The following is an 11,789-nucleotide window of genomic DNA, read 5'->3' as shown; positions in this document are numbered from 1 at the left end:
AAACGTCTGACATACGATGCGCTGATTTTCTCAGTTTTGGCGATATCCTCGGCACTCGCGCATGCGCCCTGCTCCAGCATCTGCTGCCAGCGATAGGCGCGGGCGATCGCCTTGATGAGGGTGTTGTCGACGCGAGGCCGTACAGAGGCCCATTGCTCTTGGCCAACCGCCGCAACGATGAGCTTTCGCCCTCCCCGCTTGCGAACCGTCAGCGGAATCTGAATGGTGATGCTGCTTCCATCTTGCCCCCGAAGGGATTTTGGCGATAGCAGGATTGTGGGCCTTCCTCAGCGTATTTCCGCCACAACCGTCCCGAGACCGGGTCCGTCACGCCGAAATCGCCGCCGAGGTCCTCGAGCATATCGCGGAATGTGTCGAGAATGCTGATCATCGACACCCGCGCAGCGGCGAGGCTGTCCATGTCATTCTACTCGCCAAGCATGCAGAATGTGCGCTCGCCCGTCTTGATCAGGGCGCCTTTGCGAAAGCCCTTGGCGTTTAGCGAGATTTTCTCATGCGCATCGACGAATGCCTTTTCCTTGCCTGGCTTGGTGCGAAAGCGGACGACGTTAATAGGCGGTCATATCTTCCTCCATCAGTTCGGGGTTATGCGCTACGGACGAGCCTCCAGAACCATGTTGAACGGCGTCTCGGTGGCCCGGCGGAAGCGCTTGAAACCGCCGCTGGTCACCACCTTGCGCAGCCTCGCCTCGCCAGCCTGGGCGCCGAGCCCGAGCCCGACCTCCTGCGACAGCGAGGCCGGCGTGCACACAAAGGTAGAGGCGGCATAGTAGACGCGTCCGACGGGATTGAGGTTGGCAGCCAGGTGATCATGCGCGAACGGCTCGACGATCATCCAGGTGCCGTCCGGCTTGAGCGAACCATGGACGTGCGTGGCGGCACCCGTTGGGTCGCCCATGTCATGAAGGCAGTCAAAGAAAGCGACGAGGTCATAGGTGCCGGGATAGGTCTTGGCGGCCGCGATCTCGAAGCGCGAGTTGGCGCTGACGCCGGCTTCCTCAGCGGCCTTGCGGGCGCGCTCGATCGAAGGGGCGTGATAATCGAAGCCGACGAAGCGCGACTTCGGAAAAGCGCGCGCCATGAGCACGGTCGATGCGCCATGGCCGCACCCGACATCCGCCACCTCGGCGCCGCGTTCGAGCTTTTCGACGACACCGTCGAGAGCCGGCAGCCAGGAGTCGATCAGATTGGCGTTGTAGCCTGGCCGGAAGAACCGCTCCGTGCCGCGAAACAGGCACGCGCTGTGCTCATGCCAGCCAACCCCCTTGCCTGACACGAACGCCTGCCTCACTTTCTCCTCGTCCAGCCACAGCGTCGACAGAACCTCGAATGCGCCGGCCATGAAGGCCGGGCTGTCCTCGTCGGCGAAGACCAGTTCCTGTTCGGCATTGAGATAGAACCGGTCGGTGGCCTCGTCGTAGTCGACGTAGCCCGCCGCCGCCTGCCCGGACAGCCATTCCCTGATGAGGCGTTCCTGGGTGCCGGTGCCATTGGCAAGTTCGGCGGACGTCATCTTGCCGCCTTCGCGCAAGGCCTTGAACAGGCCGAGCCTGTCACCCAGCAGGACACCCGCGCCGGTTGCGATCGCACCCAGATCGCCGACCATCTTCCCCAAGAATGCGTCCAGTTTTTCCTGACCAGCGTCCGACATCAACATCTCCCTTCGGGCTCGCGGTGGTTTTCCCTTTGGCGATACCCCTGTGTGGCAGCAATGCTTCTCAAACGATATTGACGCGCCGCGTCACCTGGCCATTGCTCTCCCAATATGTGTGTTTCTTGGCAATCAAGGGATCGTCCATTGCCGGTTGAATTTCTCCCGTGATGCCGATCGCGCGCGAGGTCACCGTGTGTTCTCCAGGGGAGGCGTTTTGCCAGCCGAGGGACCAGATCTTCCAGGCGTGTTCGGCCTCCTCACTATGGTCAATGGTCGCCGGTGTCCAAGGCCCTTGATCGATTTGCACTTCGACCCGGTCGATCGGCGCACCCCAGGCTGCCCCAATGATGGAATACTCTGAGTCTTTCTGGGTGACCTTTGCGGGCGCGGACTTTATCCGGGCTCGGCCGACCGAGGTCTCGGCCCACACGGTCTCGCCATTGTGGTCTTCCTCCCGGATGGTGACATAGTCGCGGGCCATCAGCAGGCTCATGAAGCGGGTGTCGCGAACCTCAATGCCCTTCAGCCACTTGACGTTGGCGATTCCGTACCAGCCCGGAACAATCAACCGCACCGGAAAACCATTGGCCGGCGGCAAGGCCGCTCCGTTCATTTCATAGCAAAGAAGATTGTCGGGATTCATCGCGTCGGCGAGCGACATGCTGCGAGCAAAGTTCTGCTTCATCTTGACGTCGCGTATGGGGATCTCGCCCTTGTCGGTACCGAAAAAGACAACCTCGATGCCGTTGGCCGAAACACCGGCTTCCTCAAGGATCGGGGCGAGCGGCGTCCCCGCCCAACGGGCATTGCCGATGCCGCCGGTGAAAAATGGAAAGCCATGGTTGCCCGAGCATTCCACTGTGAAAACGACCTCCTGCCGCGGGCGCGACTTGATATCGGCGAGCGTCAACTTCAACGGCTTCTTGATCAAGCCGCCGATCTCAAGGGACCAGGTCTTCTCGTCGATCGTTGGTCGATCGAAATGCGAGATGCTGAAGAACTTGTCGTTTGGCGTTATCCAGCTATCCAGATCCTCCCAGACAAGCTGGCTCTGAATGCCCGCCGGATCGGGATTCTTGGTCGGCTGATCCAGCCACGGAATCACTTTCCCGCTCGGCTGTGCTGGAAAGGCGTAAGCACGACGCGAGGCATGGAGAGCGGCGATTGCGGCAAGAGCCGCGCTACCTTGAATAAGTTCTCTGCGTTGAAGATGGGGCATGCTGTTTCCTCCCAGTTGATCCGGAATGGGCTGCAGCGTGCCTGTTGAGCCGTAGCCTGATCACGGATAGGCGCCCGATGAAACAGCTGCCCCACCCGGAAACATCCGGATAGGTCAAGCAATCAGCGGCGCATCTCAAGCGTGTGAAGCATTGGACGAAACTCTAGCTTGCGTTTCGTGTCTTCAGAGTGCGCCCTTGAGAGGCAAGAGTCTACCGTCTTGGACGGTAGCTGATGGCTTGGTGCATTTCAGACGGATGTCCGGTCCCGCTAAATCACTAGCTGCCCGGAACGCTGCCAGACGTCCGCTCTGGCACTAAGCAGCCTATTCAGACCACAAATGGCGTTGCGCGTTCCATTCCTGCCAGCGATAGGCGCGGGCGATTGCCTTGACGAGAGTGTTGTCGACACGAGGCCGTGCAAAGGTCCATGGCTCCTGGCCAACCGGTGCGACGATGAGCTTGCGCCCTCCCCGCTTCCGAACCTTCAGCGGAAGCTGGATCGTGAGGGTGCTTCCGGTGACCTCGGTGTCGGGCATCAGGCTGCGCTCCTTAGGTCCAAACGCTGGTTGAGTTCGGCCGCAAGACAAGCCAGCCCCTCGGTGCGCAGGCGGATAGCAATGCTGTCGACCGCAACATCGACGCGTTCGACCAGAAGCTGGACGATGCGCGCCTGTTCGACCGGGAAGAGTTCGTCCCACAGCGGATCCAGCTCAAGCAATGCTGCCCTGACCTGTGCGGACTCTCCTGTTGCCTTTGTTGTTATAGTTGATTCGGTCTGGCATTCTGGCGCCTGGTAATAGGGATTCGATTTACAGGCCAGCCCGTCTTGATGGCAGCGGAAAGACTTTGCTGCGCATATGAAGCCATTAATCGTGATCTGCTCGCTGGATGCGGAATTCTATCTGCTCCTCAGCCACATTCTGGAGGTGGACGCCTTCACCAGTACGCTGGCTGGCTCCATCGCTGAAGTGCTGGCCCTTGCGGCGAAAAAGCCGGTCGGTGCGGTTGTGCTGGACTGTCGGCCGGACAATCACCTGGCGGCTGGAAGCGGCAGGCTGAAGCAGGATGCCCGGACCAGTGCCCTGCCCCGTATCGCTTTGATATCCCCCGGAGCGGAAGGTCAGCACATCCCGCTGTTGCAGTCCGGCGTCGACGAACGCTTTATCAGGCCATTTGCGCCGGCGAAGCTGCTCGAACACGCGAAAGATCAGAACAGCCTCGACGTCGTCGCGAATTTCAAGCCGCTTGCCGCGCCCGGGCAACGATGTCGTTTGTCAGCTTCGACATAGGGCAATTCTCCAGGGGCACGCCGGGGGGCACAAAAACGTTGCACAACTTCGCTTTTCCTTGCACCTTGCCGCACACAAGGCAAATGAGAAAACTCCGGAATTGCAAGGTTTTCAGGAGTTCATGGAACAGCGTCGCACAAACTCGCACGACTGCAATCCCAGACTGCGAATCTGGGGGTCAGGAGTTCGAATCTCGTCGGGCGCGCCAGCAAAATCAAGAACTTACGGCAAAATCAGATCGGCCAATCTGCCCAGAAAATCGGCTTGGGCAGAGTATGGGCAGATAACGCTTCGTGGTGGCCCCGGTGTCCGGTAGCGGCAGGCTATGAAAAACGCATGGGCGGCGCCACGCGGCGGCGGTAATCAGAGCGCCGGTGCATTGTCGTCCGCAACATCAACCTCTCTGATGAAATTTTGCGATAAAATTCCATCGCAGGTGTCAAATTCAACGACGCCATCGAGGGTATGCCTCCTCGATAGGCAATTTTGGCAACATGGTAAAGAAAGGTGGGTTGATGATGTTAGATGTGCTTCGCCGCCGACTCGCAAGGAATTTCACGCGACCCAGGCCGTGCTCGGTACACGCCGAAAGTCAAAAAACGGACGGCGCTGCCGCAGAAGCTCAATTGGGTGTTGCGCCGCTACCAACCGCCGCCAGCGGCACCGGCACCGCAAAGCCTGAAGGAAAATCGACAGATCCGAAGCCGATCGGACTTTTGCCGGTCGACCTAGCCGATCTGAGTAATGAAAATTTCGACTTGATCGCGAAGACCGTGTCTTCAGTCGTCCGCCGCGCTATCCCACGCAAGTTCGATCAAAGAATGGCCGCATTGGCAGGAGGAGACACGGATGCCAATCGGTTCTTCTATGTCGGCCTCGAATGGCTGGAGTTTCTGATTCGTTATGGCCGTCTGCCGCCATGGGGCAAGGTCTTGGATATAGGTTGTGGAACCGGGCGCATGGCAGTGCCTTTGTCCTACTATATCACGCACGAAGGTGAATATTACGGTTTCGATGTTCTTCAGGAATCTATTGATCATTGCAAACGTGAGATAGAGCATCCGGCGTTTCATTTTGACCGGATTGACCTGTCGCATCACCTGTACAATCAGCCTGGTGTCATCCGTTCGGATACCTACGACTTTCCCTATCCCGATGAGCTTTTCGATGCCACATTTGCGGCTTCCGTATTCACACATCTCGATGTTCCGACTGCTTCAAACTATTTGCGCCAGATCCGCCGCACTCTCCGACGAGGCGGGCGAGCAATTCTTTCCTTCCACGCTATCCCGGCGGATGCGCTCTGCGGGGAAGGCGGACTCACGAGGCTCTTAGGGGTGGGCCAGGGGGAATGGGCTTATCGTTTCCGAAATCGAGGTAACGGCTACTACACACATTGTGACGAGTATGGCGCGCCCAAAAACCATTACCTCAGCGATCCTATCGGCGATCCTGTGGCTTATGAAATCGACACCTTCATCAGACTGTGTACGGAGGCGAACCTGAAAGTCATCGAGAGCTTTCCCGGTGCGTGGCGGGGCGAGTCATATCGCTTTGGTTGGCAGGACATGGTCATTCTTGAAAGATGAGCACAGTTATGGCCGGGAACTGACCCGCGAGCACCTGATTTACGCGGCACCCACCACAACTGACCGGGCAGAACACCTCTAATAGCTGCTATTCGGAAACGGGCGTATAAGGACGGGATTGATGGTGGTGTGCCCTTCTTGCTCTTTTATCAATTGTGGATGCTTGCGCCTAACAGCCAACGCCCCGCAAGTGGTCCGTCACTCATGAAGATCTTAGCGCCTCCGCAAGACGATATTCACCTTGCCAACATTATGCGGCAGCTCGACATCGGCGACGAGCTATTTTGGGTACCGGAACGTCTAGTCCAGTTCGAGCATTGGGTCGGCCACATTCCATTTGCATTTTGGCTGGTGAAGACCCTACGTCCCCGAAGAATTGTGGAACTGGGCACGCACCGCGGCAATTCATACTGCGCGTTCTGTCAGGCGATCGCTACGCTGCAGCTCAACGCGCAGGCGTTTGCCGTGGACACCTGGAAGGGCGATATTCACATGGATGCGGAGGTGGGTGTGCTTGAAGACTTCCAGGCATACCATAATCCGCGCTTCGGCGGCTTCTCGACACTTCTGCAAATGAACTTCGATGAAGCTCGCGAGATGATCGACAATCGCAGCATCGATCTCCTGCATATTGATGGAACGCACACCTACGAGGCTGTCAAACACGATTTTGAGAATTGGAAGAGTGCACTATCGTCCAGATCGGTCGTGCTTTTTCACGACACATGCGTCCACCGCGACAAATACGGAGTTTGGCGACTTTGGAACGAACTTTCAGCCAAGCATCCCTCTTTTGAATTTCGGCACAGCTTTGGCCTGGGTGTACTCGGCGTCGGCGAGGATCTTCCTCTGACTTTGCACAACCTGTTTTCTATGTCGGAAGACGACAGTGTGGCTCCGACAGTAAGAGCACTCTTTGCCTTTAGCGGAGAGGCTCATGTAAGAACGTTGGCCGTCTCGCGGCTGGAGCGGGATCTGAAGGCCGAACGTGACGATGCAGCTCATCGCGAGGCCGCGCTTCAAACCTTGGTCGAAGCAGAGCGCGACAGGCTGGAGCGGGATCTGAAGGCCGAACGTGACGATGCAGCTCATCGCGAGGCCGCGCTTCAAACCTTGGTCGAAGCAGAGCGCGACAGGCTGGAGCGGGATCTGAAGGCCGAACGTGACGATGCAGCTCATCGCGAGGCCGCGCTTCAAACCTTGGTCGAAGCAGAGCGCGACAGGCTGGAGCGGGATCTGAAGGCCGAACGTGACGATGCAGCTCATCGCGAGGCCGCGCTTCAAACCTTGGTCGAAGCAGAGCGCGACAGGCTGGAGCGGGATCTGAAGGCCGAACGTGACGATGCAGCTCATCGCGAGGCCGCACTTCAAACCTTGGTCGAAGCAGAGCGCGATGCTGCGTACCGCAGCGCTCAAGTTGCCCAGGAATCTACTGCCCAAAACAGGCAGCTTTCTGAAGAATTAGCTAATCTCCAAACCCAGCTTCGCGCATTTACAACGAGCACGGTCTGGCGCGCAACTTGGCCGATCCGTCGTGTTGCTGCCGCGATACCAGCCCCGATACGGCGGTTTGGAAGGCGCGCACTAAAGTTTGGTTGGTGGGTCGTGACGCTGCAACTGCCGAAAAAACTTGCTGAGCGCAGAGAACGAATGCTTGCTACCGCTGAGGCACTGCCCCAGCCCCTCGTGGGCAGAAGAACGAGTACAAACCAAGCTAGACGTTGTCCCCCCGATTTGGCGAAACTAATCTCAGCTTGCTTCGACGAAGCCTGGTACGATTACAAGTACGCGCTGACAGCGAGAAAACTTCGTGGCTTAGATCATTACTGCACGATCGGGGCGAAAGCGGGATATTCCCCAAATGCCGCATTTGATGAAGAGTTTTACCTCTCTGCCAATCCCGATGTCGCCAAGGCAGTTCAGGCAGGGGGGGTTCTTTGCGGCTTTGATCATTACATTCGGTACGGACGCGCTGAGGGGCGTAGCGGTCAAGGCCGGCTGCCGCACGACTATTCCCATCTTCAACCGATGTTTGACGAAGATTGGTACGATCGGACATACGAGTTAAAAGACCGGGAATTACATGGATTCGCTCATTATTTGGCCAAGGGTGGCCGCAGCAGTTGTTCTCCGCACGCAGACTTCGATGAGCAATTTTATTCAGCGTTTTACCCTGATGTCAGGTTGGCCATTTCCTCTCGCAAATATCTTTGCGGTTTCGAACACTACGTTCTCGTAGGTCGAGCGGAAAACCGTCTGACCAAACATAACCTTACGAAAACCTTGGACGTACGCCATCCGAGCCTCACCGATCCGGTTGGCATTGCTCAGGCACGTTTCATCGAACGTCGGATCGCACCGATCGCGGCGTGCTCGGGCGCGGACGAGGAGAGTTATTGGATCCTGGTTCCCACGCTTGACCCAGACATCTTCTTCGGTGGATACAAAGCACTTATTGAGTTGGTTGTGGGATTGGCTTCGCTGAAGCGTCCGATAACCATTGTCATTTGTGCTCAGGATGATGACGGTTCTTATTTTAGGTACTGGATCACGCGACAGATCCGGATCGCAGTAGCTTTCGGGACTGTCCGGATTGTCAACGGTCGACGTCTCAAAGCCCCACTACGTCTATCGCCTACGGATAAGATTTTCGCCTACTCTGCCTGGGAAGCGCACCTTGCGCACCAGATGGCAGCGCATGTCAAAAGTGGGTTGTTCGCCTGGCTTGTGCAAGAATATGAGCCGGTTTTCCACGATTATTCGGCAGAGCACGCCATCGTCGCGAGTGCCTATCAGCTGGCACACTATCCGATCTTCAATTCGACCGAGTTAAAGGATTACTTCCAGCGCCACAGGATCGGTATTTTCTCCGGCGATCGGACGCCGTCGCGAGGACGCGATTTCGCGGTGTTCGAGCACGTGTTGACCAAGCTTCGGGCGCCAACCTTGGCCGATCTGAAGGGCCGACCATCGAGGACCTTAATCTTCTACGCGCGGCCGGAAGCACACGCCAAACGCAACCTGTTTCCGCTAGCTCTCATCGCCTTAGAGGAGATGGCGCAGCAGGGAAGTTTCGTTGGGCCTTGGGAGTTCCACGGAGTGGGAGCGCTTGCCGAGATGACGATCCCGTTGGGCCGCGGTCATAAGCTCAATCTGCACGCCAAGATGACGGAGGCCGAATACGAGGTCTTCATGCACAAGGTCGATGTCGGATTGAGCCTGATGTATGCACCCCATCCAGGTCTGGTAGCCTTCGAAATGGCCTCGATCGGCGCGCGGGTGGTCACGAACACCGTCGATGGTCGCTCGGAGACGCATCTACGCGGATTGTCAGAAAATATCATTCCCTGCGAGCCGACCATATCCGGCATTAAGCAGGCTTTGACCGAGGCGATAGAGAGCTTGCACGACTTTTCAGGTCGAGTACGTGGCATGCGGATCAACCGTTCGCAAGGCGTGAAAAGTTGGTCTGAGGTCTTCAATGATGAGTTCTTCCACTGTGAGATGGACGGCTTTCTCGGAACCGATCAGCAGATTGTGTCTGAAAAGACGAGTTGAAGGCGGCACGCGCGTGATCTTTCATGCTGGTTGCTAATTCTCGCCAGCATCGCTGCGTCCCCATTAGTGGCGCGAACAGCGGCCGACAAGCAATTGCTGCCTGTAGTGGGTCAGTTTGAATTATTCTGGAATCAAAGCGGCCGCTTGATACATGATCGGAACGAAGCTCGTGGATTGCTCCCTTGGATAGCCAGCCTTGATCAGAATTGCCGGCACCATAGAAACGATATGCCTAGCCTGCGTCCTATAGCGAGCATTTCGCATAAAAATTTCGGCTATGTCGCTTGCGCTTAATTGATCCGAGCCGGTTAGATACTCGCATATCTCAGCGGAACATTTCCTGTTGAGCGGATCACCGTTTCTTTTCCCATTTCGCAGCAGATACCAGGCTACAACGCCCAGTATGATGCCTCCTACTATCCACATCGTCCCTCTCCCTAGTGGTTAGATTCTAACGCTTGGTACCCGTGACCAGATCGCTGAACCTCGTCGGTCTAACTGGCACCGGTCGGTTTGCATCCGGCAACCAGGGTCAACTCCACCTCCGGGAAATTGAATGCTTCGACGTCGGTGAAGCCTGTGGCGTTGAGCAGCGATTCAACTTCTTCGGGTCGCCAGGGATGCCCGCCCATTCGTACTACGGCGAGCGAAGTGAGAGCCTGCCGCAAAGGGTCGGGCGACACCTCCCATAGTGCAAAGTTCAATGTGCCGCCTGGGGCGAGAGCCTGGAAGACGGGCGCCAGGGAGCGCCGAATGACCTGTTCGGGCATGAAAAGCGACGGCAGCCATACCAGGTTGTAGCGGGCCAATTCGCGCAGGTTTTCGAGATTCTCATTGCGGACGGATACTCTCTCCGTCATGCCGCTGTCGGCAATGTTGCGGTGGGCAAGCGCTAGCGAAGGCTCCCAGATGTCGGTGCCGGTGACGCGCAAGTTGGGCCAAACTCGGGCTGCTTCAATGGCGATCCAGCCAACACCCGTCCCGATATCGAGAAAGGCACCTGGCTGCCTCAGCAACTCAGCCAGAGGAGCACGTTTGGTGGCTATGGCCTGAATTCTGCTAATGATATGTTTCGATGCCCTGCCCTGGGAATCCAAGACTGCCGGATCGTCATGGTGCCATCCCAGAGGACGGGAGGGATTTTCGAGGAAGTCGAGCGATTGACGGATTGTGGTACTAATGTCGGCCAGAACGACCGCCTGCTGGGCTTGGTCAAGGCCTTCGAGAAGATTAGGTTCAACTAGGTCTACAATCCGGTCGAGCTGCGATTGCAGTCGAGCATCCGCCGAAGTCCCGTCGTGCGCAAGCCGCAGTCTGGCTGCCACTGCAGCCGGCGTCTCAACCGCACCAAGCAATTCGGAACATTTAGCCAGGAGCGATTCAAAACTCATTGGCCCATCCCTAACCCGACGGAAATCCGCGCCCTCAAGATGCTGGGTAAGAGCGAACCTGTAAAGTAGCCCAAGTAAGGACCGGCTCGGCGTTTGACCAGACACGCACTGAACCGAGCGGTCCAGCCGTCCCTGACAGTTACGCGGATGCTCCGTGAGAGGTGCCTGTTCCACAGGCGCTGAGCCAGGATTGACACCTGGCATCCGCTCCAGGCCTTAGGCCGCGTCGCAGGTGATCAAAATGGTGGGGGCACCGCTGATCATCTCTGGCGCGGCCCAGCCCGTCCAGAAACCCACTTTTTTGATCAACCGGAGTAAAACGATGTCCGATACCGGTCTTGGTGGATCCCAGGCCGATCCGACTTCATCTGCCAACCGCCGCAGAGACCCTGCCCATCCCGCAAGCTTGGCTGTCCATTCAGGCGTCATGCGGCTGTCGAATGCCCATCCCTCGAACACGTCGGCCTACGCGACGGCATCTGGCCGCAGCTTGGCTACACGATCAGAATATCATTTGCCGCGAGGTTCAAGTTCGCCGTCACCGAGGCAAATTGGATCTGCGCGGCTCCACCAACGCCATCTAGGTCGTAAAAGAGTGCGCCGTGTGCCTTGTCATAGATCACGTGATCTGAGCTTGAAAGCGCTGCGGTGCCGATGCGGAACTGGTTGGCGATCAGATGTCCACCAGAATCCGCAGTGGCTGCGGAAAAGATCAAGTGGTCGAGCCAGAGTTCGTCGCTACCTTCAACGAAATCAAGAATCTTATCTACGTTGGTCGGGCCTAGCGCAGTGTCGAACACGAAATGATCATCGTTCGCGCCGCCGGTCAGGAAGTCGCTTCCGCTACCACCGTAGAGAGTATCGTTGCCATTTCCTCCCTTCAGCGTGTCTTTGTCGTCTCCGCCTCGTAGAATGTTGTCAGCAGTGTTGCCGGTGATCGTGTTGGCAAGCGCATTGCCGGCTCCGTCGATCACTGCTGTGCCAGTCAGCGTCAGGTTTTCGAGAAAAGCTCCGAGGGTGAAGCTGACCGACGAGTTGACAAGATCAATGCCGCCATCATCAAGGCT

Annotated in this window: 10 protein-coding genes; 3 read left to right on the top strand and 7 right to left on the bottom strand. The window is 57.4% G+C overall.

Annotated elements, in window-relative coordinates; all coding sequences use genetic code 11:
• Positions 1–208: 208 nt before the first annotated feature.
• The 5 genes from B5V02_RS41820 to B5V02_RS22500 all read right to left on the bottom strand — a co-directional run bounded on the left by B5V02_RS41820 (position 209) and on the right by B5V02_RS22500 (position 3,613).
• Positions 209–421: a hypothetical protein gene (locus B5V02_RS41820; protein WP_245446114.1), complete on the bottom strand. Its 213-nt coding sequence runs from the start codon at positions 419–421 to the stop codon at positions 209–211.
• Between the two features lie 192 nt (positions 422–613).
• Complete coding sequence (locus B5V02_RS22515) at positions 614–1,672, bottom strand: class I SAM-dependent methyltransferase (protein WP_111546639.1); 1,059 nt, start codon at positions 1,670–1,672, stop codon at positions 614–616.
• A 67-nt stretch (positions 1,673–1,739) separates the two neighbouring features.
• Positions 1,740–2,894, bottom strand: coding sequence for a sulfite oxidase (locus tag B5V02_RS22510; RefSeq protein WP_111546302.1), 1,155 nt, complete (start codon positions 2,892–2,894; stop codon positions 1,740–1,742).
• A gap of 324 nt (positions 2,895–3,218) precedes the next feature.
• Positions 3,219–3,431, bottom strand: a complete 213-nt coding sequence (locus B5V02_RS22505) for a hypothetical protein (RefSeq protein ID WP_111546301.1) — start codon at positions 3,429–3,431, stop codon at positions 3,219–3,221.
• The gene (locus tag B5V02_RS22500) at positions 3,431–3,613 is read right to left on the bottom strand and encodes a hypothetical protein (protein ID WP_245446112.1); all 183 of its coding nucleotides are present in this window, start codon (positions 3,611–3,613) and stop codon (positions 3,431–3,433) included. Before B5V02_RS22500 ends, B5V02_RS22505 begins: the two co-directional genes overlap by 1 nt.
• A gap of 139 nt (positions 3,614–3,752) precedes the next feature.
• Between B5V02_RS22500 and B5V02_RS22495 the strand changes: the two genes are divergently transcribed.
• From B5V02_RS22495 to B5V02_RS22485, 3 genes are all read left to right on the top strand, one after another.
• Positions 3,753–4,184 (top strand): response regulator, encoded by a 432-nt coding sequence (locus B5V02_RS22495; protein WP_111546300.1) that lies wholly within the window; start codon positions 3,753–3,755, stop codon positions 4,182–4,184.
• Positions 4,185–4,678: 494 nt separating this feature from the next.
• Positions 4,679–5,773, top strand: coding sequence for a class I SAM-dependent methyltransferase (locus tag B5V02_RS22490; RefSeq protein ID WP_111546299.1), 1,095 nt, complete (start codon positions 4,679–4,681; stop codon positions 5,771–5,773).
• A 204-nt stretch (positions 5,774–5,977) separates the two neighbouring features.
• A complete protein-coding gene (locus B5V02_RS22485; RefSeq protein ID WP_167458621.1) occupies positions 5,978–9,331 on the top strand; it encodes a class I SAM-dependent methyltransferase in 3,354 nt (1,117 codons plus the stop codon).
• Between the two features lie 494 nt (positions 9,332–9,825).
• On the opposite strand, the gene B5V02_RS22475 is transcribed toward B5V02_RS22485, so the two are convergent.
• Positions 9,826–10,722: an SAM-dependent methyltransferase gene (locus B5V02_RS22475; RefSeq protein ID WP_167458620.1), complete on the bottom strand. Its 897-nt coding sequence runs from the start codon at positions 10,720–10,722 to the stop codon at positions 9,826–9,828.
• Positions 10,723–11,216: 494 nt separating this feature from the next.
• The coding region (locus B5V02_RS40720; RefSeq protein ID WP_483466545.1) for a calcium-binding protein at positions 11,217–11,789 on the bottom strand (573 nt) is incomplete at its 5' end.

Origin of the sequence: Mesorhizobium kowhaii (assembly GCF_003253745.1) — a bacterium.
Lineage (GTDB): Bacteria > Pseudomonadota > Alphaproteobacteria > Rhizobiales > Rhizobiaceae > Mesorhizobium > Mesorhizobium kowhaii.
Note: the sequence above shows the minus strand (reverse complement) of the source record. Positions and strands in the feature narration are given on the sequence as shown.